Source organism: Pseudomonas sp. PGPR40 (assembly GCF_022014505.1).
Taxonomy (GTDB): domain Bacteria; phylum Pseudomonadota; class Gammaproteobacteria; order Pseudomonadales; family Pseudomonadaceae; genus Aquipseudomonas.
This window is the reverse complement of record NZ_JAKLSP010000002.1, coordinates 372,807-397,402: the sequence shown is the minus strand read 5'-3', so window position 1 is coordinate 397,402 and position 24,596 is coordinate 372,807. Positions and strand designations below refer to the sequence as shown.

General features: G+C 57.2%; 26 protein-coding genes, 1 tRNA gene and 1 pseudogene. 19 read left to right on the top strand and 9 right to left on the bottom strand.

Annotated features, from left to right (window positions below; all coding sequences use genetic code 11):
* Positions 1 to 33: 33 nt before the first annotated feature.
* From rbsK to MEB48_RS03765, 3 genes are read left to right on the top strand one after another with little or no spacing between them, the layout of a single operon-like run.
* The gene (gene rbsK, locus MEB48_RS03775) at positions 34 to 951 is read left to right on the top strand and encodes a ribokinase (RefSeq protein WP_237881957.1); all 918 of its coding nucleotides are present in this window, start codon (positions 34 to 36) and stop codon (positions 949 to 951) included.
* The gene (rbsD, locus tag MEB48_RS03770) at positions 948 to 1,352 is read left to right on the top strand and encodes a D-ribose pyranase (protein ID WP_237881955.1); all 405 of its coding nucleotides are present in this window, start codon (positions 948 to 950) and stop codon (positions 1,350 to 1,352) included. The genes rbsK and rbsD overlap by 4 nt, the downstream gene beginning before the upstream one ends.
* A gap of 33 nt (positions 1,353 to 1,385) precedes the next feature.
* Entirely contained in the window at positions 1,386 to 2,414 is a 1,029-nt protein-coding gene (locus MEB48_RS03765; protein ID WP_237881953.1) for a nucleoside hydrolase, read from the top strand.
* Between the two features lie 40 nt (positions 2,415 to 2,454).
* Here the strand turns inward: MEB48_RS03765 and MEB48_RS03760 are convergent, their stop codons facing one another.
* The gene (locus tag MEB48_RS03760) at positions 2,455 to 2,661 is read right to left on the bottom strand and encodes a hypothetical protein (protein WP_237881951.1); all 207 of its coding nucleotides are present in this window, start codon (positions 2,659 to 2,661) and stop codon (positions 2,455 to 2,457) included.
* A gap of 132 nt (positions 2,662 to 2,793) precedes the next feature.
* On the opposite strand from MEB48_RS03760, the gene MEB48_RS03755 reads away from it, so the two are divergent.
* Together MEB48_RS03755 and MEB48_RS03750 are read left to right on the top strand one after the other, a co-directional pair.
* On the top strand, positions 2,794 to 3,099 hold the full coding sequence (locus tag MEB48_RS03755) for a hypothetical protein (protein ID WP_237881949.1): 306 nt from the start codon (positions 2,794 to 2,796) through the stop codon (positions 3,097 to 3,099).
* Positions 3,100 to 3,263: 164 nt separating this feature from the next.
* Positions 3,264 to 3,581: an I78 family peptidase inhibitor gene (locus MEB48_RS03750; RefSeq protein WP_237881947.1), complete on the top strand. Its 318-nt coding sequence runs from the start codon at positions 3,264 to 3,266 to the stop codon at positions 3,579 to 3,581.
* Between the two features lie 72 nt (positions 3,582 to 3,653).
* Here the strand turns inward: MEB48_RS03750 and MEB48_RS03745 are convergent, their stop codons facing one another.
* Both MEB48_RS03745 and MEB48_RS03740 read right to left on the bottom strand, forming a co-directional pair.
* Entirely contained in the window at positions 3,654 to 3,866 is a 213-nt protein-coding gene (locus MEB48_RS03745) for a cold-shock protein (protein ID WP_003179963.1), read from the bottom strand.
* Positions 3,867 to 4,156: 290 nt separating this feature from the next.
* A complete protein-coding gene (locus MEB48_RS03740) occupies positions 4,157 to 4,459 on the bottom strand; it encodes a hypothetical protein (RefSeq protein WP_007905881.1) in 303 nt (100 codons plus the stop codon).
* Between the two features lie 374 nt (positions 4,460 to 4,833).
* Between MEB48_RS03740 and thrS the strand changes: the two genes are divergently transcribed.
* The 10 genes from thrS to MEB48_RS03690 all read left to right on the top strand — a co-directional run bounded on the left by thrS (position 4,834) and on the right by MEB48_RS03690 (position 12,564).
* Positions 4,834 to 6,756: a threonine--tRNA ligase gene (gene thrS, locus MEB48_RS03735; protein WP_237881945.1), complete on the top strand. Its 1,923-nt coding sequence runs from the start codon at positions 4,834 to 4,836 to the stop codon at positions 6,754 to 6,756.
* Entirely contained in the window at positions 6,756 to 7,307 is a 552-nt protein-coding gene (infC, locus tag MEB48_RS03730) for a translation initiation factor IF-3 (protein WP_172435341.1), read from the top strand. Before thrS ends, infC begins: the two co-directional genes overlap by 1 nt.
* A 60-nt stretch (positions 7,308 to 7,367) precedes the next feature.
* Entirely contained in the window at positions 7,368 to 7,562 is a 195-nt protein-coding gene (gene rpmI / locus MEB48_RS03725) for a 50S ribosomal protein L35 (protein ID WP_002553160.1), read from the top strand.
* Positions 7,563 to 7,590: 28 nt separating this feature from the next.
* On the top strand, positions 7,591 to 7,947 hold the full coding sequence (rplT, locus tag MEB48_RS03720) for a 50S ribosomal protein L20 (RefSeq protein ID WP_007905879.1): 357 nt from the start codon (positions 7,591 to 7,593) through the stop codon (positions 7,945 to 7,947).
* A gap of 109 nt (positions 7,948 to 8,056) precedes the next feature.
* Positions 8,057 to 9,073, top strand: a complete 1,017-nt coding sequence (gene pheS, locus MEB48_RS03715) for a phenylalanine--tRNA ligase subunit alpha (protein ID WP_007905876.1) — start codon at positions 8,057 to 8,059, stop codon at positions 9,071 to 9,073.
* Positions 9,074 to 9,099: 26 nt separating this feature from the next.
* The gene (pheT, locus tag MEB48_RS03710; RefSeq protein ID WP_237881943.1) at positions 9,100 to 11,478 is read left to right on the top strand and encodes a phenylalanine--tRNA ligase subunit beta; all 2,379 of its coding nucleotides are present in this window, start codon (positions 9,100 to 9,102) and stop codon (positions 11,476 to 11,478) included.
* Positions 11,479 to 11,481: 3 nt separating this feature from the next.
* On the top strand, positions 11,482 to 11,784 hold the full coding sequence (gene ihfA, locus MEB48_RS03705) for an integration host factor subunit alpha (protein ID WP_002553164.1): 303 nt from the start codon (positions 11,482 to 11,484) through the stop codon (positions 11,782 to 11,784).
* Positions 11,765 to 12,121: a MerR family transcriptional regulator gene (locus tag MEB48_RS03700; RefSeq protein WP_003179985.1), complete on the top strand. Its 357-nt coding sequence runs from the start codon at positions 11,765 to 11,767 to the stop codon at positions 12,119 to 12,121. The genes ihfA and MEB48_RS03700 overlap by 20 nt, the downstream gene beginning before the upstream one ends.
* 89 nt (positions 12,122 to 12,210) lie before the next feature.
* A tRNA-Pro gene (locus MEB48_RS03695) sits at positions 12,211 to 12,287 on the top strand.
* A 97-nt stretch (positions 12,288 to 12,384) separates the two neighbouring features.
* A complete protein-coding gene (locus MEB48_RS03690) occupies positions 12,385 to 12,564 on the top strand; it encodes a hypothetical protein (RefSeq protein ID WP_223509289.1) in 180 nt (59 codons plus the stop codon).
* A 47-nt stretch (positions 12,565 to 12,611) separates the two neighbouring features.
* Here the strand turns inward: MEB48_RS03690 and MEB48_RS03685 are convergent, their stop codons facing one another.
* Both MEB48_RS03685 and MEB48_RS03680 read right to left on the bottom strand, forming a co-directional pair.
* A complete protein-coding gene (locus tag MEB48_RS03685; protein WP_237881941.1) occupies positions 12,612 to 13,664 on the bottom strand; it encodes an AraC family transcriptional regulator in 1,053 nt (350 codons plus the stop codon).
* 5 nt (positions 13,665 to 13,669) lie between these two features.
* Positions 13,670 to 14,671 carry an AraC family transcriptional regulator gene (locus MEB48_RS03680; RefSeq protein WP_237881939.1) on the bottom strand — a complete coding sequence of 334 codons (1,002 nt, stop codon included), beginning with the start codon at positions 14,669 to 14,671 and terminating at the stop codon, positions 13,670 to 13,672.
* Positions 14,672 to 14,838: 167 nt separating this feature from the next.
* Here MEB48_RS03680 and MEB48_RS03675 point away from each other — a divergent pair, with 167 nt between their 5' ends.
* A complete protein-coding gene (locus MEB48_RS03675) occupies positions 14,839 to 14,985 on the top strand; it encodes a hypothetical protein (protein WP_167362856.1) in 147 nt (48 codons plus the stop codon).
* 27 nt (positions 14,986 to 15,012) lie between these two features.
* On the opposite strand, the gene MEB48_RS03670 is transcribed toward MEB48_RS03675, so the two are convergent.
* On the bottom strand, positions 15,013 to 15,585 hold the full coding sequence (locus MEB48_RS03670; RefSeq protein WP_237881937.1) for a TetR/AcrR family transcriptional regulator: 573 nt from the start codon (positions 15,583 to 15,585) through the stop codon (positions 15,013 to 15,015).
* 118 nt (positions 15,586 to 15,703) lie between these two features.
* Between MEB48_RS03670 and MEB48_RS03665 the strand changes: the two genes are divergently transcribed.
* Genes MEB48_RS03665 through MEB48_RS03655 form a run of 3 tightly spaced genes read left to right on the top strand, consistent with a single transcriptional unit; the run spans position 15,704 to position 21,433 of the window.
* Positions 15,704 to 16,861 (top strand): MexC family multidrug efflux RND transporter periplasmic adaptor subunit, encoded by a 1,158-nt coding sequence (locus tag MEB48_RS03665; protein ID WP_237881936.1) that lies wholly within the window; start codon positions 15,704 to 15,706, stop codon positions 16,859 to 16,861.
* 27 nt (positions 16,862 to 16,888) lie between these two features.
* Complete coding sequence (locus MEB48_RS03660; RefSeq protein WP_237881934.1) at positions 16,889 to 20,020, top strand: efflux RND transporter permease subunit; 3,132 nt, start codon at positions 16,889 to 16,891, stop codon at positions 20,018 to 20,020.
* Positions 20,021 to 20,023: 3 nt separating this feature from the next.
* On the top strand, positions 20,024 to 21,433 hold the full coding sequence (locus MEB48_RS03655) for an efflux transporter outer membrane subunit (RefSeq protein ID WP_237881932.1): 1,410 nt from the start codon (positions 20,024 to 20,026) through the stop codon (positions 21,431 to 21,433).
* Positions 21,434 to 21,535: 102 nt separating this feature from the next.
* Here MEB48_RS03655 and MEB48_RS03650 read toward each other — a convergent pair whose 3' ends face one another.
* The 3 genes and pseudogenes from MEB48_RS03650 to MEB48_RS03640 form a co-directional block, all read right to left on the bottom strand.
* On the bottom strand, positions 21,536 to 22,102 hold the full coding sequence (locus MEB48_RS03650) for a TetR/AcrR family transcriptional regulator (RefSeq protein WP_237881930.1): 567 nt from the start codon (positions 22,100 to 22,102) through the stop codon (positions 21,536 to 21,538).
* Between the two features lie 665 nt (positions 22,103 to 22,767).
* Positions 22,768 to 23,835, bottom strand: coding sequence for a phosphotransferase family protein (locus tag MEB48_RS03645; protein ID WP_237881928.1), 1,068 nt, complete (start codon positions 23,833 to 23,835; stop codon positions 22,768 to 22,770).
* A gap of 143 nt (positions 23,836 to 23,978) precedes the next feature.
* Positions 23,979 to 24,281 (bottom strand): annotated as a pseudogene (locus MEB48_RS03640) (NAD(P)-dependent oxidoreductase); the annotation flags it as partial.
* Positions 24,282 to 24,596 lie beyond the last annotated feature (315 nt).

The following is a 24,596-nucleotide window of genomic DNA, read 5'->3' as shown; positions in this document are numbered from 1 at the left end:
AAGCACCGCTGAAACCGAATTGATGAGTGATGTATGCCAGCAAAAGTAGTGGTAATAGGCAGCCTGAACATGGACCTGGTAACCCGGGCGCCACGGCTGCCCCGTGGTGGTGAAACGCTGATCGGCCAATCGTTTACCACGGTTTCCGGCGGCAAGGGCGCGAATCAGGCCGTGGCCGCGGCGCGCTTGGGCGCGCAAGTATCGATGGTCGGTTGTGTCGGCAGCGATGCCTATGGCGAAGCGTTGCGGGGGGCGTTGTTGGCCGAGCAGATCGATTGCCAGGCAATCAGTACGGTCGAAGATTCCAGTGGCGTGGCGTTGATCGTGGTCGATGACAATAGTCAGAACGCGATCGTGATTGTTGCCGGTGCCAACGGTGCGCTGACGCCCGAAGTTATCGACCGTTTCGACGCGGTGTTACAAGCGGCAGATGTCATTATCTGTCAGCTGGAAGTACCGGATGCCACGGTCGGCCATGCTCTGAAACGCGGTCGTGAGTTGGGTAAAACCGTGATTCTCAATCCGGCGCCGGCCAGTCGCCCACTGCCGGCGGATTGGTATGCGGCCATCGATTACCTGATCCCCAACGAAAGCGAAGCCTCGGCCTTGAGCGGTTTGCCAGTGGATTCCCTGAGCACCGCCGAAACCGCTGCGAGCCGCTTGATCGCCATGGGCGCCGGCAAAGTGATCGTCACCCTGGGTTCCCAAGGATCACTGTTCGCCGATGGCAAACGCTTCGAGCATTTCCCGGCGCCGAAAGTGAAGGCGGTCGACACCACCGCAGCCGGCGACACGTTCGTCGGTGGTTTCGCAGCAGCCTTGGCGGCCGGCAAAAGCGAGGTCGAGGCGATCCGCTTCGGCCAGGTCGCCGCAGCGCTGTCGGTCACCCGGGCTGGCGCGCAACCTTCGATTCCCACCTTGTCCGACGTACAGGCCTTTAAAGCACCATGAAAAAGACTCCTTTGCTCAACGTCGCGCTGTCGCGGCTGATCGCCTCTCTGGGTCATGGCGACACGGTGGTGATCGGCGATGCCGGCTTGCCGGTTCCGCCTGGCGTCGAATTGATCGACCTGGCCTTGACCCACGGGATTCCGGATTTCGTCAGTACCTTGAAGGTCGTGCTCAGCGAAATGCAGGTCGAAAGCCATGTGCTGGCCCATGAGATTCTCGACAAGAAACCGTCGGCCTTGAGCACGCTGGCTGAACTGAATGCCGAAGGTGCGCTGGGCCGGCGTGAACTGCTCAGTCATGACCAATTCAAAGTACTCAGCCGACAAGCACGGGCGATTATTCGTACAGGCGAATGTCAGCCGTACTGCAACATTGTGCTGGTGGCTGGCGTAACGTTCTAACTTTCTGTTCTTCCCACGCACAAGGAGTGCGCTATGCACCGCTATGCTCAAAAACTGCACCACCTGCTCCGGAGTCTGCTGCTTTTGTCCCTGATTACCGCAACAAGCGCCCAAGCGGCGGAAAAGATCGACTTGATCATCGACACCGATCCAGGTGCCGATGACGTGGTCGCCTTGCTGTTTGCCCTGGCATCGCCAGAAGAGCTGAATATTCGTGCGCTGACCACCGTTGCTGGCAATGTGCGTCTGGACAAGACCTCGCGTAATGCCCGTCTGGCCCGTGAGTGGGCAGGGCGCGAGGAGGTGCCTGTTTATGCGGGCGCACCGAAACCGATGATGCGCACGCCGATCTATGCCGAAAATATCCACGGCAAGGAAGGTCTGTCGGGTGTCACCGTGCACGAGCCGAAGAAAGGCCTGGCCGAAGGCAATGCGGTCAACTATCTGATCGATACCCTGAAGACCGCCAAACCCCACAGCATCACCATCGCCATGCTCGGTCCACAAACCAATTTGGCGCTGGCGCTGATCCAGGAGCCTGAAATCGTTCAGGGCATCAAGGAAGTGGTGATCATGGGCGGTGCACACTTCAATGGCGGCAACATTACCCCGGTGGCCGAATTCAACCTGTTTGCCGATCCTCAGGCTGCGGAAGTGGTGCTGAAAAGTGGCGTCAAGCTGACTTACTTGCCGCTGGACGTGACCCACAAGATCCTGACCAGTGAAGCGCGCCTGAAGCAGATCGCCGCCCTGAACAACAATGCGAGCAAACTGGTGGGCGATATTCTCAACGAGTACGTCAAAGGCGACATGGAACACTACGGCATGTCGGGTGGTCCAGTGCATGACGCCACAGTCATCGCTTACTTGCTCAAGCCAGAGCTGTTCACCGGGCGTTCCGTCAATGTTGTGGTTGATAGCCGCGAAGGGCCGACCTTCGGCCAGACCATTGTCGACTGGTATGACGGCCTGAAGGCACCGAAAAATGCTTTCTGGGTTGAAAATGGCGACGCACAGGGCTTCTTCGACCTGCTGGCGCAGCGTCTGGCTCGCCTGAAGTAAGCTGTATACCCGCAGGTGCCAGCCTGCGGGTTTTTATGCATCATTCGGTCTCGGTTGCGCCCATATAGTCGACGGGGTACTTTTCGAGCACCTGTTTGATGAATGTTTGCGCGGCTTGTGTCCCCAATTCCTTGACCAGCAAATCAATACCGATGATTGCCAACTCTTCAGGGCTACCCGGGCTGTAAGAGCTATGACCCTGTGGCCACTTGGCTTTGATGTCGGCGTCGATGCTTACGGTGGTCATGATGGCGCTCGTGAAGTCGGGAAAGGCTGAATGTCGAGTTAACCATTTTGCGGGACGTTTGGCACTCCGACTTAGGCATGAGGGGAGGGCTATGCGACACTTGGTCTTTGACGAATTTTCAAGGACCATGCTGTGCAGATCGATTTGAACACTCCTGACGGCTTGACCCTCGAAGCGGTGCGTCAGCTGCTGGCCTCTGCCAGCGACGATGAACACACTCAGCTGCGGATCACCAAGGGCGGCATCGCCTACATTTCGTCGGGCATTGTGGGCGGCACGGATATCGAAGGGTTGCTGTTTCGGCTGGAGACCTGGGCCAAAGGTTCCGGTTATGTCGGGAAGGTAGCGGCCAGCGATGAGGTCTGGGTCATGCAGATTTTCAATGCACTCAAGGATAACTGGCCGAACCCGCCTTTCGACTACATCGACGTTTATTGAGCGCTGTTCATATTCAGTCACGATTGAATGATGAACGGCATGGCGATGCTCAGGCACACTCGCCGTGGCACGGATGGAGGGCAGGGTGATAGCGCCTGCCTGAAACCAAACGCCAAAATGGCGGTCGCACGATTTCAGCTTAACTATTGAAAAAAGGAGGCTTCATGCCTTGGAAGCTCGCGTCATTGGGTACTTTGTTGGCCGCCACTCTGCTGGCCGGTTGCAGCAGTACGTCCACCGATTCGGCAAAGGATTCTGTGGCGACCGACACCGGCCACAGCCGTTGTGAAGCCAAGGCTGCCGAATTCACCATTGGCAAAAAGGCTTCGCCCCAATTGCTCGAGCAGGCACGTACCCGCGCAGGCGCGCAGAATGCCCGGTTCCTCAAGCCTGACGACATGGTGACCCTGGAGTACCGTTCCGATCGCCTGAACCTGAACACCGACAACAACCTGGTGGTCACCCGCGTCAACTGCGGCTGATTGCTTCAGGCTTTTGTTTCGCCCATAAAAAACCCCGTCACATGGACGGGGTTTTTTTAGTGCGCCAGAAAATTACTCTGGGCGGACTTGTGCAGCTTGCATACCCTTTTGGCCTTTCTCAGCCACGAAGGAAACGGTCTGGCCTTCTTTCAGGCTTTTGAAACCGTCGCTTTCGATAGCTTTGAAGTGTACGAACAGGTCGTCACCGCCACCTTGAGGAGTGATGAAGCCGAAGCCTTTTTCATCGTTGAACCATTTAACGGTGCCGGTTTGGCGATTAGACATGGTGTATCTCCAAGAAACTTATATTTTCAGTAGTACTGTGCTGCTCAGGCCAACTGGGCACACCGGACTATCATAGTCGAAATGTTCGCTTTGGGAGCCCCCTGGGTGTGCTGTTTGCCCTACAGTCGCGTTTGCTTTGTTGCTTCGTGTGGCTGAAAGCCCCGGTTTAAAAGGCTTTCAGCCGAAAGTAAAGACAATAAAAAAACCTGAAAAACCTGCGCGATTTGTACGAAAAAGCCGAAAATCCTCACTTTTTATCAGCGTTGGGCCGAGTCAAAAGGACTTTTTTCTCATTTTTTCGCCGGTGCATTGGCCTTGCATTTGGCAATCTGCCCCAGTGCCTTCTGTTGCAGTTCCGGGCTGGCCTTGTTATCCATCAATGACTGAATGTCGCTGGCCGGGTACGACTTGATCGCGTCGGCACCACAAGCGCAGTGAGACTTGGCTGCCGCAGCGCCGATCTGCGGAGTAGCCGCCTGAGTGCACTGAGCCATGTATTTCTCGCGCTCGCCCTTTGGCCAATCGGCATGGGCAGCCAGGGGCAGCAACAGGACGACGGGTGCGACGATGGCGAATAAACGATTCAGACGCATGCTGGGATGCTCCTTTTGGGTCAATGTCTTGTTATCTGAGGGGTAAAGCAGGGTTCAAGTTCAGCACTCTGGCATAAAATTGCCTGATTTGCCCCAGCAGAAAACCTTGCCACCGCGACGACCGTTCATCTGTGCTAGCATGCCTCGCTCGGGCGTTTGCAGGCTCCGGATGACCTTCAGTCCCGGTAGCGGCAAAGGCGCGAATAACCCTGATTTGAATCCCAGTCACTCTGGTTCGGTTTTCCGGTTGGCCGCAAGGCTCCTGCCGCTGTAAGGCAGGCGTTCGTCATTGAATGGCCTGGATCGGATCTTGTACTGGCTCATCCCAACCCACGTGACCTTTGGTAGGGGTCACCACTAGGAGAGGAGGCGCCATGCCAACTATTACTCTTCCCGACGGCAGTCAACGTTCATTCGATCACCCGGTTTCCGTAGCCGAGGTCGCCGCATCCATCGGTGCCGGTCTGGCCAAGGCCACTGTGGCCGGCAAGGTCGATGGCAAGCTGGTCGACGCCAGCGACATCATCAGCAGCGACGCTTCGCTGCAAATCATTACGCCAAAGGATGAAGAGGGGCTGGAGATCATTCGCCACTCTTGCGCCCACCTGGTTGGCCACGCGGTCAAGCAGCTGTACCCGACGGCCAAGATGGTCATCGGGCCGGTGATCGACGAAGGTTTCTATTACGACATCGCCTTCGAGCGTCCGTTCACGCCGGACGACCTGGCCGCCATCGAACAGCGTATGCAGCAGCTGATCGAGAAAGATTACGACGTGATCAAGAAAGTCACTCCGCGCGCCGAAGTGATTGAAGTGTTCAAGGCCCGCGGCGAAGACTACAAGCTGCGTCTGGTCGATGACATGCCGAACGAGCAGGCCATGGGTCTGTACTATCACGAAGAATACGTCGACATGTGCCGCGGTCCGCACGTGCCGAACACGCGCTTCCTGAAATCCTTCAAGCTGACCAAGCTTTCCGGCGCCTACTGGCGTGGCGATGCCAAGAACGAGCAATTACAGCGCGTTTACGGCACCGCATGGGCGGACAAAAAGCAGCTGGCGGCTTACATCCAGCGCATCGAAGAAGCCGAGAAGCGCGATCACCGCAAGATCGGCAAGCGTCTGGGCCTGTTCCACACCCAGGAAGAGTCGCCGGGCATGGTGTTCTGGCACCCGAACGGCTGGACTCTGTACCAGGTGCTTGAGCAGTACATGCGCAAGGTTCAGCGCGATAACGGCTATCTGGAGATCAAAACTCCACAAGTCGTTGACCGCAGCCTGTGGGAGAAATCCGGGCACTGGGCCAACTACGCCGACAACATGTTCACCACGCAGTCCGAAAACCGCGACTACGCCATCAAGCCGATGAACTGCCCGTGCCACGTGCAGGTGTTCAATCAGGGCTTGAAAAGCTACCGCGAGCTGCCAATGCGTCTGGCCGAGTTCGGTGCCTGCCACCGTAACGAGCCGTCGGGTGCGCTGCACGGCATCATGCGCGTTCGCGCCTTCACTCAGGACGATGCTCACATCTTCTGTACTGAAGAGCAGATGCAGGCCGAATCCGCTGCATTCATCAAGCTGACCATGGATGTTTATGCCGACTTCGGCTTCAAAGACGTCGAGATGAAGCTGTCCACTCGTCCGGAAAAACGCGTCGGTTCCGACGAGCTGTGGGACCGCGCCGAAGCTGCATTGGCTGCAGCCCTTGATAGTGCTGGCCTGCCGTACGATCTGCAGCCTGGCGAGGGTGCGTTCTACGGTCCGAAGATCGAGTTTTCGCTGAAAGATTGCCTCGGCCGCGTCTGGCAGTGTGGTACCCTTCAGCTCGATTTTAACCTGCCTGTCCGTCTGGGAGCCGAATACGTCTCCGAAGACAACAGTCGCAAGCACCCGGTGATGTTGCACCGGGCGATCCTGGGTTCCTTCGAGCGTTTCGTCGGAATTCTGATCGAGCACTACGAGGGTGCATTCCCCGCGTGGCTGGCGCCGACCCAGGCAGTGATCATGAATATCACTGATAAACAGGCTGATTTTGCCGCTGAGGTTGAAAAAACCCTCAATGAAAGCGGATTTCGTGCCAAGTCTGACTTGAGAAATGAAAAGATCGGCTTTAAAATCCGCGAGCATACTTTGCTCAAGGTTCCCTATCTCTTGGTTATCGGAGATCGGGAAGTCGAGATGCAGACTGTCGCTGTGCGTACTCGTGAAGGTGCTGACCTGGGCTCGATGCCCGTCGCCCAGTTCGCTGAGTTTCTCGCGCAAGCGGTTTCCCGGCGTGGTCGCCCAGATTCGGAGTAATTATTATTAAGCGTGAAATGAGACAAGATAAACGAGCTGCACCGAAAGCCCCGATCAACGAGAATATCTCGGCACGCGAGGTTCGGTTAATTGGAGCTGAAGGTGAACAGCTTGGGATTGTGTCAATTGAAGACGCGCTTCTTAAGGCTGAAGAGGCCAAACTGGATTTGGTGGAAATTTCCGCCGATGCAGTACCCCCTGTTTGCAAGCTGATGGACTACGGCAAATCGATCTTCGAGAAGAAGAAGCAGATTGCCGCAGCCAAGAAAAACCAGAAGCAGATTCAGGTTAAAGAAATCAAGTTTCGTCCAGGGACGGAGGAAGGGGATTACCAGGTAAAACTGCGCAACCTGGTACGTTTCCTGAGTGATGGGGACAGGGCCAAGGTATCCTTGCGATTCCGCGGCCGTGAGATGGCCCACCAGGAGCTGGGGATGGAACTCCTCAAGCGAGTTGAAGGTGACTTGCTCGAGTACGGTTCGGTCGAACAGCATCCTAAGATGGAAGGACGCCAGCTGATCATGGTCATCGCCCCGAAAAAGAAGAAGTAATCAATAGGGCACGGCAGGCCTTCTGATTATGTTTATCAACTGAATGCGGAGTATCCGAACATGCCAAAGATGAAAACTAAAAGTGGTGCTGCTAAGCGGTTTCTGAAAACTGCTAACGGTATCAAGCACAAGCACGCTTTCAAGAGCCACATCCTGACCAAAATGTCGACCAAGCGTAAGCGTCAACTGCGCGGTAGCAGCTTGCTGCATCCGTCTGACGTGGCAAAAGTCGAGCGCATGCTGCGCCTTCGTTAATTTTAGTCAAGAATAGAGGAAGTAACTCATGGCTCGTGTAAAGCGTGGCGTCATTGCCCGTAAACGTCACAAAAAAATTCTGAAACTTGCTAAAGGCTACTACGGCGCTCGCTCGCGCGTATTCCGTGTTGCCAAGCAAGCGGTAATCAAGGCAGGCCAATACGCCTACCGTGACCGTCGTCAGAAAAAACGTCAGTTCCGCGCTCTGTGGATCGCTCGTATCAACGCTGGTGCACGTATCAACGGTCTGTCCTACAGCCGTTTCATCGCCGGCCTGAAAAAAGCGTCCATCGAGATCGACCGTAAGGTTCTGGCTGATCTGGCAGTGAACGAAAAAGCGGCGTTTGCTGCGATTGTCGAGAAAGCTAAAGCCACCTTGGCTTAAGTACCCCCGACAGTCACCCGGCCTCACCTCTGTGGGGCCAGGTGTTAAACGTCATAAATAGGGGAAGAGCCTTCAAGCTCTTCCCCTATTTTGTATCTGGAGTCTGTACATGGAAAACCTGGATGCGCTCGTCTCTCAAGCACTAGAGGCTGTGCAAAGCGCTGAAGATATCAATGCCCTGGAGCAAATCCGGGTTCACTACCTTGGCAAAAAGGGCGAATTGACTCAGGTGATGAAGACCCTGGGGAATTTGCCGGCAGAAGAGCGTCCGCAAGTCGGCGCGCTGATCAACGTTGCCAAGGAGCGTGTCACAGAGGTTCTCAATGCCCGCAAGGCACTGTTTGAAGAGGCCGACCTGGCCGCCAAACTGTCTGCCGAATCCATTGACGTGACCCTGCCTGGCCGCGGTCAGACCTCCGGTGGTCTGCATCCGGTTACTCGCACTCTGGAACGTATCGAACAGTTCTTCACCCACATCGGCTACGGCATCGCCGAAGGCCCTGAGGTCGAAGACGACTATCACAACTTCGAAGCGCTCAACATCCCAGGCCATCACCCGGCCCGGTCGATGCATGACACCTTCTATTTCAATGCCAACATGTTGTTGCGCACCCATACCTCGCCGGTACAGGTCCGCACCATGGAATCGAAACAGCCGCCGATCCGCATCGTCTGCCCAGGCCGTGTGTACCGTAGCGACTCCGATATCACTCACTCCCCGATGTTCCACCAGGTCGAAGGCCTGCTGGTCGACCGCGATATCAATTTCGCCGACCTGAAAGGTACCATCGAAGAGTTCCTGCGCGTGTTCTTCGAGAAAGAACTGGCCGTGCGTTTCCGTCCTTCGTACTTCCCGTTCACCGAGCCATCCGCCGAAGTCGACATGGAATGCGTGATGTGCAGCGGTAAAGGCTGTCGCGTCTGCAAGCAGACTGGCTGGCTGGAAGTCATGGGCTGCGGCATGGTTCACCCGAACGTACTGCGCATGTCCGGGATCGACCCGGAAGAGTTTTCGGGCTTTGCCTTCGGCATGGGCGTTGAGCGTCTGGCCATGCTGCGTTACGGCGTGAACGACTTGCGTCTGTTCTTCGACAACGACTTGCGGTTCCTCGCGCAATTTCGCTAGTCGTAACGAATTCTTAGGAGAGCAGGATGAAATTCAGTGAACAATGGCTGCGTGGCTGGGTAAGCCCGCAGGTAAATCGCGACGAGCTGGTTGCTCGTCTGTCGATGGCCGGTCTTGAGGTCGATAGCGTTACGCCGGCCGCCGGTGAATTCAGTGGCGTGGTGGTGGGCGAGGTGCTCAGCACCGAGCAGCACCCGGACGCCGACAAGCTGCGCGTTTGCCAGGTCAGTAGTGGTTCGGAAACTTTCCAGGTCGTATGCGGCGCGCCAAACGTGCGCCCAGGCCTGAAGATCCCGTTCGCCATGATCGGTGCCGAACTGCCAGGCGACTTCAAAATCAAGAAAGCCAAGCTGCGTGGCGTTGAATCCAACGGCATGCTGTGCTCCCAGGCCGAGCTGCAAATCGGCGAAGGCAATGATGGCCTGATGGAGTTGCCGGCCGATGCGCCAGTCGGTCAGGACATTCGCGAGTACCTGAGTCTCGACGACGCCAGCATCGAGGTCGACCTGACCCCGAACCGCGGCGACTGCCTGTCCCTGGCCGGTCTGGCTCGTGAAGTGGGCGCGCTGTACGCCGCCAAAGTCACTCGCCCGGTTGTTGCCAGCGTTCCGGCCGTGCACGATGAAGTGCGTTCGGTTGAAGTACTGGCACCGGCCGCGTGCCCGCGTTACCTGGGTCGTGTGATCCGTAACGTCGACCTGTCCAAACCTACGCCGCTGTGGATGGTCGAGCGTCTGCGTCGTGCCGACGTGCGCAGCATCGACGCCGCCGTCGACATCACTAACTACGTGATGCTGGAACTGGGTCAGCCGCTGCACGCATTCGATCTCGCCGAAATCAATGGCGGCATCCGCGTGCGCATGGCCGAAGAAGGCGAAAAGCTGGTGCTGCTCGACGGTCAGGAGGTCAGCCTGCGTAGCGATACGCTGGTAATTGCCGACCACGCTCGTGCGTTGGCCATTGCTGGCGTCATGGGTGGCGAGCACAGCGGTGTGTCCGCGACCACACGCGATGTATTCCTGGAAAGCGCGTTCTTCGACCAGATTGCCGTCGCTGGCAAGGCTCGTTCCTACGGCCTGCACACCGATGCCTCGCACCGCTACGAGCGTGGCGTGGATTGGCAACTGGCCCGCGAAGCCATGGAGCGTGCCACTGGCCTGCTGCTGGAAATCACCGGTGGCGAAGCGGGTCCGATCATCGAGACCGTTAGCGAGCAGCACCTGCCGTCGATCGCGCCGATTACTTTGCGTGCCCAACGCATCACCCAAATGCTGGGTATGGAGATGGATTCGGCCGAAGTCGAGCGTCTGCTCAGCGCCTTGGGCCTGACCATTTCTGCCGATGGGGCAAGGCAGTGGCGCGTTGAAGTGCCAAGCTTCCGTTTCGATATCAGCCTGGAAGTCGACCTGATCGAAGAGCTGGCCCGTCTGTACGGTTACAACCGTCTGCCGGTTCGCTACCCGCAAGCCCGTCTGGCGCCGCAAGCCAAGGCCGAAGCGCGTAGTGATCTGCCTGAACTGCGCCGTCTGCTGGTGGCTCGTGGTTATCAGGAAGCGATCACTTACAGCTTCATCGATCCGAAACAATTCGAGTTGTTTAATCCAGGTGTCGAGCCGCTGCTGTTGGCCAACCCGATTTCCAACGACATGGCCGCCATGCGTTCGTCCCTGTGGCCGGGTCTGGTCAAGGCGCTTCAGCACAACCTGAACCGTCAGCAGGATCGTGTCCGCCTGTTCGAAAGCGGCCTGCGCTTCGTCGGTCAGCTGGAAGGCCTGAAGCAAGAGCCGATGCTGGCGGGTGTGGTGTGCGGCAGCCGTCTGCCGGAAGGCTGGGCGCAAGGTCGCGATGTCGTGGATTTCTTCGACGTCAAAGCTGATGTGGAAGCGGTACTGGGCTTCGCCGGCGCGCTGGATTCGTTCACGTTTGTGCCGGGCAAACACCCTGCGTTGCACCCGGGTCAAACCGCACGCATCGAACGTGAAGGCCGTTTGGTAGGTTTCGTTGGCGCGATTCACCCTGAATTGTCGAAAACCCTCGGTCTCGACCGTCCGGTCTTTGTTTTCGAGCTGGTTCTGGCCGAAGTAGCTTCGGGCAAAATGCCTAAATTCCAGGAGTTATCGCGCTTTCCTGAAGTGCGTCGTGACCTTGCACTGCTGGCGGATAAAGACGTTGCGGCCATAGCCGTACTGGACGTAATCCGTGAAAATGCAGGTGAATGGCTGACAGACCTCAGGCTCTTTGACGTGTATCAGGGTAAAGGCATTGATCCTGATAGAAAAAGCCTCGCCGTCGGCTTGACCTGGCAGCATCCATCGCGCACTCTTAATGACGATGAGGTGAATACCACGACGCAAAACATCCTCACCTCGCTCGAACAAAGGTTGAACGCCACGTTAAGGAAGTGACGTATGGGGGCTTTGACGAAAGCTGAGATGGCGGAACGTCTGTATGAAGAGCTGGGCCTGAACAAGCGGGAAGCCAAGGAATTGGTCGAACTGTTTTTTGAAGAAATCAGGCACGCTCTTGAAGACAACGAACAAGTCAAATTGTCCGGTTTCGGCAATTTCGACCTTCGGGACAAACGCCAGCGGCCTGGCCGCAATCCGAAAACGGGAGAAGAAATCCCGATCACGGCTCGCCGTGTGGTCACCTTTCGTCCAGGGCAGAAGTTGAAGGCCCGAGTTGAGGCTTATGCTGGAACCAAGTCATAACGACGAGCTACCCGTCATCCCAGGCAAACGCTACTTCACCATTGGTGAAGTCAGCGAGCTATGTGCGGTAAAACCGCACGTGCTGCGCTACTGGGAGCAGGAGTTTCCTCAACTCAACCCCGTCAAACGCCGCGGAAACCGCCGGTATTATCAGCGCCAGGACGTGCTGATGATCCGGCAGATCCGCGCGCTCCTTTACGACCAGGGGTTTACCATCGGCGGCGCACGCTTGCGTTTGTCCGGCGATGAAGCCAAAGACGACACCACCCAATACAAACAAATGATCCGCCAGATGATCGCCGAGCTTGAAGATGTTCTGGTGGTGCTCAAGAAATAAATTCCTGCTTTTAAATACTTCCAGTTTTCAAAAGCTTGCGATATATTCTTGAGCGTTCCTCGAGATGAGGGACAGATTTAACGCCTAGTCGGGGCGTAGCGCAGTCCGGTAGCGCACTAGCATGGGGTGCTAGGGGTCGAGTGTTCGAATCACTCCGTCCCGACCATATAATTCAAGGGGTTGCGAGATTTTATCTCGCGACCCCTTTTTATTTATTGAGTTTTTTACCCCTACAAAATGACTGGCTCTGGGTGGAATCTTCGATGGATATCAAGGACGCAATTTGCGCGTTTTCGGTTCTTTTTTATGATCGGCTGCTGCGGTATCGGGGCGATCCGCGCGGATACGTAACAGACCACCTCTGGCCGAGAGCCGCCGGTATTAAAGGCAGCTATCACCTCAAAGCGGATACCTATGGGCAGGCGGCAATATCGGCGAGCTAAGTCGGCACTCAGCACAGAAGCACTATCAGATATTCGCCAGAATACGTTCACGGCCGATCTTTCAATCGGTTCTGAAACAGTAATGGCTGCCTGCGCAATCCCGACTTCCTGCACCATTCCAGCGGGGACACACTAAACCAGCGATTGAATGCCCGCGAGAACGTGCTGACATCGGCATAACCCAGCAGATGCGCCATTTGTGTCAGGCTGATCGTCGGAACTTGCAGGTAATTGCGCACCAATTGCTGGCGTGTCTCATCCAGCAATTGCTGAAAGGACGTGTTTTTTTGCTCCAGGCGACGCTGCAAAGTACGAGGGTTGAGCGCCATGCAGTCGGCCACTCTGTCGATCGTCGCACGACCGCTGGGCAACAGATTGCGAAGTAATTGTCTGACGTAGCCGGGCATTTCGTCTGCCGACAAGCGTTCCATGCCGGACAGATGTTGAGCGATGAGTTGATGCAGTGCTTCGCTGGCGCAATCCAGCGGCTGCGTCAGCACGCAAGCGTCGAATATCAGACCGGTATGTGCCGCAGAGAAGGTCGGCGTAATGCCCAGCGTCTTCCGATAGACGAACTCATCTGCATGGGGCGAGTGACGAAGCATTATTGCTTCGGGCTGCCATTGGTCCCCGACCAAGGTCCGCATCAGTTGCATACCGACACCACACGCTAACTCTTCTGCCTGTGGCAGTCCGGCCATTGTCGTTTCATTTGTCTGGTAACTGAGCACGGCAACGCCGTCGACAACCTCGAGGTCAATTTGCGCTGATCCGTTGTACAACGAGAAATTGGCGCGCAGCTCAAACAAGGCATCACCGACGGTTCGAGTGTTGTGAATCAGGAAAAAAATATCACCGAAAACGTCGACCCCTTGATAGAGCCCGAATTCCAGGCCGAACAATGGGTTATTCGAACCCTGTTGGCACAGCTCCAGCAAGCCGCAATAGTGCTGGAAGGACAGGATATCTTCCGGACGGTGCAGCGAAGCCACGTGCAATGAGGCCTGGCGTAGCATCCGGTTCGGGTCCAAGCCCTGACTACGGGCGAATTGATCGAATCCTGCAAGGCTGAGCGCACGAATGAAAGGATTGGAAGCCATTTCTATCACCGAGGGATTTGATACTTATGTTGCTTCCACTTTTGCGGACTGATGCCGTTCCAGCGAGTGAAAGCCCGGGAGAATGTACTCAGATCGGCGTAACCCAACAGACTTGCCAGTTGCGTCAAGCTGATCGACGAGTCGCTGAGGTAACGCGCGGCCATTGCCTGACGCGTGTCGTCCAACAGTTCCTGAAATCCTGTGCCTTGCGCCATAAGGTAGCGTTGCAGGGTGCGCGGGCTGATCATCATGTGCTCGGCAATCTGACCAATCGCGATGGGGCCATTGGCAAGCCTGCTGCGCAACAGCTTTTGCACGTAAGATGGCAGCTCTTGCAGCGTCACGCGGGCCAGCTCATCGATGTGTTGCTGGGCCAATTGCTGACACCTGAGGTCCGTCACCTCCAGAGGTATCGCTAGCAATGATTCATCGAACACCCACGCATTGACGGGGCAATTGAAGCGCGGCAACACACCCAGTAGTGCACGGTAGGCGCTGCGATTTGCCACAGAACAATGGCGCAACATCAGGCTTCGCGGTTGCCAGGCGTACCCCAGCAGTTCGCGGAGCAAGCACGCTGCTATCCCCATCGCCAACTCCACCGTCTGACGCACCGAGGCCAACGCTCCATCGGTGATTTCATACAGGAACAGGGCGTTGCCAGCCTGACGTTCAAGGCGCACTTGCGCGCCGTCGCTATGAACATGGAAATAGCGGGTCAGTAGATTCAGCGCCTCGCCCACGTTGCCGGTACAGCGCATGGCGTAGAGCAGGGTGCCGAGACTTTGCGTGCCCTGGTGTAAGCCGAACTGCAAGCCGAACAGGGGATTGTTCGAACGCAACGCACACAACTCGACCAAGGCGTTGAACTGAGCGCCGGAAAGTTGCGCATCCAGCAGGTCTAAAGGCAGATGAACCTCAGCCAGCGCCGAATCCGGATCGATGCCCTGACTGACAGCGAACTCCTTAAACCCTAACAGAGCAGTACCACGGACAGTGGACATCATCTCGATCCCCTGAATGAAACACAGCCTGTGGCCAAGGGTGCACTGGCACGATTTGCAAAATCTCTGGCGCGATCTGCAAAGCTTTCACCCTGGTCCCGAGACCAGACTTGAACCACCAATAACAAAAGACCTGCGTTCGGCCCAAGGCTGGACGATGGAGGTATTCGATGCGTCGGTTCCTGTTCGCTTTCCTGGTGGTCGCGCTGATTTCGGGTGCGCTTTATTTTCAGCCTCAGCCCGCTGGCCACACTGTTGTTCATCATTCTAATCACCCACCGGTTGCCGGCATCAGCGATGCCTTCACGCATTTTTGAGGACTAAAGCGTTCTTTCCTGCACAGATTAGGGTTCGCGGAACTCGCCGCCAGACAGCGCTCCATGTAGGAACATCTGCTCAAGCGTTCGTGCCGAATCAGCATTGGCGGCACGCCCGCGCTGTTCGGCATCCACCAGGCCATAGACCAGCGTGATGAACAGCTCGGTAAAAATCGCTGCAGTGATGTCGATACGAAACAACCCTTTTTGCTGGCCTCGCAGGAAGAACCCATCCAGCGCCTCCAGGTAAAACTGCCAGCGTATGTCACCCCGTTCGAAGTCCAGGAAGTCAGGGCGGTATTGCGCCATCAGAAAGGCCAGCAGTTCACGATGGGTGAGGTGCTCCCGGATCAATCGGCGTAGCGCGTCCAGTGGCTCCAGATGCTGCAGGCCGGCGCTGCGGATAATCAGATTGAGCGTGCCCTCGGCGTATTCCTCCAGTCGCTGCCCCAGGTTTTCCCGTGTTCCACAGTAGCGGTGCAGGGTCGCCTTGCTCACGCCTGCCAATTGCGCCAACTCCTTCATCGTCGCTCGCGGCCGGCTGACGACCGCCACGGTCAGCGTCTTGAGCAGGTGTTCATCATGGGAAATCGGGTTCATCACCAAGCCTCAAGCGATGTTTATAAAGGTTCTCATATTTCTCATATGAGACAATATTGACTCATTAGGGTTTAGAAAGTAGCATTCGCACCAAATTCAATCAAGCTTTGGGTGAGTTATGGGCAATTTGCGTGCAGTAGGGATGGCGGGCTCGCTGGCAGTAGCCATTGCGCTGGCGGGATGTGGGCCGGCAAATGATCAAGCGGGTGTGGCCGAAGTGGCGCGCCCGGTAGAAGTATTAGCGGTGAAGACTGAGCCTCTGGCGCTGACTTCGGAGCTACCGGGCAGGGTGGAACCCATGCGGGTTGCGGAGGTGCGTGCACGGGTGCCTGGCATCGTGATGCAAAAGCGTTTTGAAGAGGGCGCTGACGTCAAAGCCGGGGACGTGCTGTTCCAGATTGACCCGGCACCGCTCAAAGCGGCTTTATCGCGCGCCGAGGGTGAGTTAGCTCGAACTCAGTCCGTAGTGCTGGAAGCGCAGGCGCGGGTCAAACGCTATGAACCGTTAGTGAAGATCGAGGCGGTCAGCCAACAGGATTTCGACAGTGCCACGGCCGATCTACGCAGCGCTCAGGCGACCACCCGTTCGGCCCAAGCCGACCTGCAAAGCGCCCGCTTGAACCTCGGTTATGCCTCGGTGACCGCACCGATTTCGGGTCGCGTCGGCCGCGCGCTGGTGACCGAAGGTGCCTTGGTTGGCCAGGGCGACGCGACGTTGATGGCGCGAATTCAGCAACTTGATCCGGTCTATGTCGATTTCACTCAGTCGGCCGCTGATGCGCTGCGCCTGCGCGAGTCGCTCAAGGACGGGAAACTCTCCGCTACCGACAACAAGGCGCTGTCGATTCGCGTCGACGGCACGGCATACGAACGCCAGGGCGCACTGATGTTTACCGACGTCGCGGTTGATCGCGGCACGGGGCAGGTGTCGTTGCGTGGCAAATTCGCCAATACCGACGGCGTCCTGTTGCCGGGCATGTTTGTACGCGTGCGCACGCCACAAGGCACTGACAACCAGGCCATTCTTGTGCCGCAACGTTCGGTGCAACGAGGCAGCGATGGCGTTGCACAGGTGATGGTGGTCGGCGTAGACGACCGAGTCGAGTCACGCAATGTGGTCACCGGTGCCATGCAGGGTTCGCGCTGGCAGATCAGTGAGGGATTGAAGGCGGGCGATCAGGTGATTGTCGGCGGCCTTACCGGTCTGCAACCAGGTGCCAAGGTCGCACTTGGTCAGCCCCACGCCCAGGCCCAGTCGCCTGAGTCGAAACAGTAAGGGCGCAGTCGCCGCGAGGATATTCCGATGTCTCAGTTTTTCATCAAACGCCCGAATTTTGCTTGGGTGGTGGCGTTGTTCATCTCTCTGGCTGGTCTGTTGGTCCTCCCGATGCTGCCGGTGGCGCAGTATCCAAACGTTGCGCCGCCGCAAATCAAGGTGACAGCGACCTATCCCGGTGCTTCGGCGAAAGTACTGGTGGACTCGGTCACCAGCGTGATCGAGGAGTCGCTCAATGGTGCCAAAAATCTGCTGTATTTCGAGTCGACCAACAACTCCAACGGCATCGCCGAGATTGCCATTACGTTCCAGCCCGGCACTGATCCGCAGCTCGCCCAGGTTGACGTGCAAAATCGCCTGAAAAAGGCCGAAGCACGTATGCCGCCAGCCGTGCTCACCCAAGGGTTGGAGGTGGAGCAGACCAGTGCCGGTTTCCTGCTGATCTATGCACTCAACTACAAGGAGGGCACCCAGCACAGCGATACCACCGCTCTGGGTGACTATGCCGCGCGCAACATCAACAACGAACTGCGCCGGGTGCCCGGCGTCGGCAAGCTGCAATTCTTCTCTTCTGAAGCAGCCATGCGGATCTGGATCGACCCGCAGAAACTGGTGGGTTATAGGCTGTCTATCGACGACGTGAGCACAGCCATTCGCGGACAGAACGTGCAGGTGCCGGCCGGGAGCTTCGGCAGTACGCCGACCAGCAGCCAGCAGGAACTAACTGCCACGCTGGCGGTGAAAGGTACTCTGGATAATCCGGAAGAATTCGCACGCATCGTTCTGCGCGCCAACGTAGATGGCTCGACGGTCAGACTGGCGGATGTCGCTCGCGTGGAAGTCGGTCAGGAGAGTTACAACTTCAATTCGCGTCTGAATGGCAGACCGGCGGTGGCGGCGGCGATCCAGTTGTCCCCCGGCGCCAACGCGATCCAGACCGCCACGGCAGTCAAGGAACGCCTGGCCGAACTGTCGGCCTACTTCCCGGACGACGTGGAATATTCCGTGCCCTACGACACTTCGCGTTTCGTCGATGTCGCTATCGAGAAGGTGATCCATACCTTGATCGAGGCGATGGTGCTGGTATTCCTCGTGATGTTCCTGTTCCTGCAGAACATCCGCTACACGCTGATCCCGTCGATTGTCGTGCCGGTGTGTCTGCTGGGCACGTTGCTGCTGATGTACCTGCTGGGCTTCTCGGTAAATATGATGACCATGTTCGGCATGGTGCTTGCGATCGGCATTCTGGTGGACGACGCCATCGTAGTGGTGGAGAACGTCGAACGGCTCATGGCCGAGGAGGGGTTGTCACCGGTCGACGCTACAATCAAAGCGATGGGACAAGTATCGGGAGCGATCATCGGCATCACTCTGGTACTGTCGGCGGTGTTCATGCCGCTGGCGTTCATGTCCGGCTCGGTGGGTGTGATCTATCAGCAGTTCTCGGTGTCGCTGGCGGTGTCGATTCTGTTCTCGGGCTTCCTGGCGCTGACGTTCACTCCAGCGCTGTGTGCCACGCTGCTCAAGCCGATTCCACAAGGACATCATGAGAAACGCGGTTTCTTCGGCGCCTTCAACCGTGGCTTCGCCCGGCTCACCGAGCGTTACTCGATCCTGAACAACGGGCTGGTGTCGCGTGCCGGCCGGATGATGCTGGTGTACGTGGGCATTATCGTGATGCTCGGTTACTTCTATCTGCGCTTGCCGGAGTCGTTTGTGCCCGTGGAGGACCAGGGCTACATGATCGTCGACGTCCAGTTGCCGCCGGGCGCGACCCGTACCCGCACCGAAGCCACCGGTGAACAACTGGAGCGTTTCCTCGCCTCCCGTGATGCGGTCCAGTCGACGTTCTTTGTGTCGGGCTTCAGTTTTTCCGGGATGGGCGATAACGCAGCGCTGGCTTTCCCGGTATTCAAGGACTGGTCGCTGCGTGGCGAAGATCAATCGGCCAGGGCGGAAGTCGCGGCGCTGAACAAGCAATTTGCCGTGACTAACGACGGCGCCGTGATGGCAGTGCCTCCGCCACCGATTGAGGGCCTGGGGAACTCCGGTGGTTTCGCGCTGCGCCTGCAGGATCGCGCCGGTCTGGGCCGCGAAGCATTGATTGCAGCCCGTGATCAGTTGCTCGGTCAGGCCAACGGCAACCCGAAAATCCTCTACGCAATGATGGAAGGCCTGGCGGAGTCGCCGCAATTGCGGGTGGTGATCGACCGTGACAAGGCCCGCACCTTGGGTGTGAGTTTCGAGTCGATCAGCGGTGCATTGTCAGCCGCGTTCGGCTCGGAGGTAATCAATGACTTCACCAACGCCGGCCGTCAGCAGCGTGTAGTGGTACAGGCCGAGCAGGGCGACCGGATGACTCCGGAAAGCGTGCTCAAACTGTACGTACACAACAGCGCGGGCGATCTAGTGCCGCTCAGTGCCTTCGTCACCACGCATTGGGAGGAAGGTCCTGTGCAAGTGGTGCGCTACAACGGTTATCCGTCGATCCGAATCGTCGGTGACGCCGGGCCGGGATACAGCACCGGTGAAGCCATGGCGGAAATGGAGCGAATCGCCGCGCAATTGCCGGTGGGTTTCAGCTACGAATGGACCGGCCTGTCGTATCAGGAAAAGGTCTCCAGCGGTCAGGCGACACAACTGTTCGCGCTCGCGATCCTCGTGGTGTTCCTGTTGCTGGTCGCACTTTATGAAAGCTGGGCTATTCCCCTGACCGTGATGCTGATCGTGCCCATCGGTGCCATCGGTGCGGTACTCGCGGTGATGGTCGCCGGCATGCCCAACGACGTGTACTTCAAGGTTGGCCTGATCACCATCATCGGTCTGGCAGCGAAGAACGCAATCCTCATCGTAGAGTTCGCCAAAGAGCTCTGGGAGAAGGGTTACAGCCTGCGCGATGCAGCCATCGAGGCCGCACGCCTGCGCTTCCGGCCGATTGTCATGACCTCCATGGCTTTCATCCTAGGCGTCGTGCCGCTGGCATTGGCAACCGGGGCGGGGGCTGCGAGCCAGCGTGCAATCGGTACCGGTGTGATCGGCGGCATGCTCAGCGCGACGTTGCTGGGTGTGCTGTTCGTACCGATCTGTTTTGTCTGGGTGCTGTCGATGCTGCGCAGTAAACCGGCGCCCATTGAACAACCCGCTTTGACTCAGGAGTGACTCATGCGTATTTCAGCTTTTTCTACGCTGGTGATCGCCATGCTGCTGGGCGGTTGCTCGTTGGCGCCCACTTATCAGCGGCCCGTTGCACCGGTTGCGGATAACTGGGCGGGTGAGTCGACGAAGCAGGGCAGTCCGATCAATCAACTGGCGTGGCAGACGTTTATCGTCGATCCCGATCTGCGCCGCCTGGTGGTGATCGCTCTGGGCAACAACCGTTCACTGCGTCAGACGCTTCTGGATATCGAGCAAGCTCGGGCGCAATACCGCATCCAGCGGGCCGACCGGGTACCGGGCTTAAATGCCAATGGAGCGGACAATCGCCAGCGCTTGCCGGCGGATCTGGCCAACGACGGGCGGGCGGGAGTTGCCAGCAACTATCAGGTCGGCCTGTCACTGCCCGAGTACGAGCTTGATCTGTTCGGTCGAGTGAAGAGCCTCAGTGACTCCGCGTTGCAAGAATACCTGGCCACCGAAGAAGCCGCCCGCGCGGCGCAGATCGCCCTGATTGCCGAAGTCAGCCATGCTTATCTGGTTCACGATGGCGCCCAGCGTCGCCTGGACCTGACGCAACAAACCCTGATCAGCCGGGAATACTCGTTCATCCTGATCAGTCAGCGTCGCTCGAACGGTACGGCGACCGCGCTGGACTACCAGGAGGCGCTGGGGCTGGTGGAGCAGTCCCGCGCAGAACAGGAAAGCAATCTGCGCCAGAAACAGCAGGCCTTCAATGCGTTGGTACTGTTGCTCGGAACCAAAGACGCTGCGAAGTCGATTCCCGAACGGTTGCAAAAGGAGCCGATGCTGGTTCAGGACATCGCACCTGACACCACCTCGACGCTGATTGAACGCCGACCGGACATTCTCGCCGCCGAGCATCGCCTGCAGGCGCGCAATGCCGATATTGGCGCGGCGCGTGCGGCGTTTTTCCCGCGCATCAGTCTGACGGGCAGTTTCGGCACTTCCAGTGCGCAAATGTCCGGCTTGTTCGACGGCGGCTCTCGGTCCTGGAGTTTTGTGCCGAACCTGTCGCTGCCGTTGTTTGATGCCGGCCGCAACAGTGCCGGGCTGAATTTGGCCGAGGCCCGCAAGGACTCGGCGGTGGCGGCGTATGAGGGCACGATTCAGACGGCGTTTCGCGAGGTCGCCGATGCACTGGCCGCCACCGACACCTTGCGCCGGGAAGAGGCGGCCCGACGTGCGCTGGCCAACACCAGCAGTGAGACACTGAAACTGGCCAAGGCCCGTTATGAAGGTGGCATCGACAGTCACCTGCGATACCTCGATGCCCAGCGCACCAGCTTCGTCAACGAGACGGCCTTTATCGAGGTCAGCACTCAGCGGCAGATTGCCTTGGTCGATCTGTTCCGTTCGCTGGGCGGAGGATGGTCAGCGCAGGCAAGCGTCAGATAAATCCTGGCAAGCGCTCCTATGGGTTGGCGCATCCAACCTGCTTTTTAGCCCCGTGGACCGTCAGGTAGCGGGGCTTTTTTTTGGAGGAGCGAGGAGGGGGGATTATTGGGGACGCACTACTCCGGCAGCGCCATGCAAGAACATCTGCTCCAGCACATTGGCTGAGTTGGCACTGGCCGCGCGCCCACGGCGCTCCGCATCGACCATGCCGAAGATCATGGTCAGGAACAGTTCCGTGAAGACTGCTGCGGTAACATCGATGCGGAAGGCACCCAATTGTTGGCCGCGCAGAAAGAAAGCATCAAGGGCATCGGCATAAGACTGCCAACGATCACCTTCACCATTTACCGCGAAGGTGTCGGGACGATACTGAAAGAGCAGGAAGACCAGCATTTCACGATGCGCCAAGTGCTCATTGATCAGACTACGCAGCGCCTGCACCGGCTCGCCGTGCAACAGGTCGGTCGTGGTGGTGATCTGGTTCAGCACCGTCTCTCCATGGCTTTCCATCATCTGCACCAGGTTGTCACGGGTGCCGCAAAAGCGGTGCAGGGTGGCCTTGCTCACGCCAGCAGCTTCAGCCAGTTCTTTGAGCGTCGCACGAGGGCGATCAACGATGGCCAGAGCCAACGCCTTGATGAGTCTTTCGTCTTGGGGAGTCAGGGACATCAGTAGTCTCGGATCGAATTCAATGCCGGAATTGTGCAGGAAAAGCTCAATACCGCAACGAAAACCATAGAACAGGAGGAGATTACTTCATTTGAGACATTATTTGCTCAGTTGTCGGCTCTGAAGGTTGCCCTCATCAGTAATGTTTTTGAGCGTCATGATCTGCAAAAAAAAATGGCGTGATGCCAAGCTTTTGCATCTGCCAGTACCCAGAATTGAAACCCTCAAAAACAAAAGAAACTGCATTTGGCTCCCGCCGAATCACGGAGGTTTCGATGCGCCAACTCCTGCTGTTGGCTTTCAAAAAACATGGTTCTTTAGGGGTCTGTAAACTCAATCAGTTCTGCATCTTTTTGGACATGGCTGCTTCATCGGTTTTTCAATTTTGTTGATAAAAACCTTTGAGATTTTCGAAATAAACGAACCAGCTTCGGCTGGTTTTTTATCAAGAGTCATCCTTCCCCAGCTACTTTGCAGGGCTGCAGTTGGGCTTTTGGGTGAGCCATTCTGGTTGGGATGGGGTATCGGTTGTCTGATCGCATCAGACCCTGAAATGAGGAGGCGGACCAGGATGTCCAGGGACCTTGCCGTCGAGGTCGAACAAACTGAGTCTTGGACATGGGATTTCCTTGTAATGGAGTCTTTTTTTGGGGCCAAAGGCCTGGTCAGAGGCTTGATTTCTGGATGACCTGCAAGCTCATCTGCTCCAGCAGTTTGTTCATGTGAATGAACTGCGCGAAGCGTTTGTCCTGGGTCTGACCATGGAAGAAGCGGTAGTAGATCTGTTGCACGATGCCGGCCAGGCGGAACAGGCCGTAGGTGTAGTAGAAGTCGAAGTTGTCGATCTGGATGCCTGAACGCTCGGCGTAGTAATCGACGAACTCGCGGCGGGTCAGCATGCCTGGGGCGTGGCTCGGTTGACGGCGCATCAGTTGCACCGGAGCCGGGTCGTCGGCTTCGATCCAGTAGGCGAGGGTGTTGCCCAGGTCCATCAGCGGGTCGCCGAGGGTGGTCAGTTCCCAGTCGAGCACGCCGATGATCTGCATCGGGTTGTTCGGGTCGAGGATCACGTTATCGAAGCGGTAGTCGTTATGGACAATGCTCGAGTTGGGGTGATCGGCCGGCATCTTGTCGTTGAGCCAGGCTTTGACCTCTTCCCACTTCGGCGCGTCCGGGGTCAGTGCTTTCTCGTAGCGATCGCTCCAGCCTTTGATCTGCCGCGCGACATAACCTTCGGGCTTGCCGAGGTCGCCCAAGCCATAGGCGTTGTAGTCGACCTGGTGCAACTCGACAAACTTGTCGATGAAGCTCTTGCACAGGGCTTGTGTTTTCGCCGCATCGAGACCCAACTCCGCTGGCAACTCCGAGCGCAGGATGATCCCCTTGACCCGTTCCATTACATAGAACTCGGCGCCGATTACCGATTCGTCGGTGCAATGCACGTAGGCTTTCGGACAATACGGAAAGCCGTCGCGCAGTTGATTGAGGATGCGAAATTCGCGACCCATGTCGTGCGCGGATTTTGCCCTGTGGCCAAAGGGCGGCCGACGCAGGACGAACTCCTGTTCCGGGTATTCGAGCAAATAGGTGAGGTTGGAGGCGCCACCCGGGAACTGGCTGATCACAGGAGAGCCATTGAGGCCCGGAATGTGTTGCTTGAGGTATGGATCGATCAGGCTGGCATCGAGTTCTTCGCCGGAGCGGATACGGGTGGACTGATCAGTAAGCGCCATGCTTATCCCTTCTGCTTATTCTGGAGGCCTGCAACTATTAGCTAATCTAATGTGCGCATCCTGCACCGACAACCATGATCGGCCCTTATAGGTGAGCGTGTTACCGGGCAATCATTGTTTTTGATACACCTGTTTGAAATATCCTAAACGACAGCGCTGCTTATGTCATCCGGCAGCTCGACAGGCATCAGCACAGGTTGTGCCGACAAAGAACGCGGCAATGTTTTTGCCCACCAGTTCGACGGTGGCCTGGGTGGCTTCCGGTGACATGCGGAGTCAGGATCACATTGCTCAAAGCCTTGATGGCATCCGGCTCCTGTGGCTCGTTATCGAATACATCCAGCGCAGCCCCGTTGCTCAAGCGCGGTGATCAGGTCTGTAGTGACCACCACGCTGGCCCGGGCAATATTCACCAGAAAACCCTAGGGCCCCAGTGCGTCGAGGACCTGGGATCTTCTTGAACTGTTTTCTGACATGCCTGCCCCCGATACTGTCATTGGTCAACTGTCCGCAGACGTGACAAATCTAACTAATGAGCATGACCGAGCAGAACTTTGGAATCATCTACCAAAAGTGCTTAACCATCATAGGGGGGGCCAGATGCGGAGCGGTCTCTTTCTGAGATACGGCAACTGGGACTTCAGACTCTAACAATGCGAACGCAATGCCCAGGACAGAAGAGCTCATTTCGATATGCCTGCGTGACCATGTCGTCCGCTCTGAAGTTACGGCCGTTGTGAAAGGGAAGGGCAAAAGAGCCC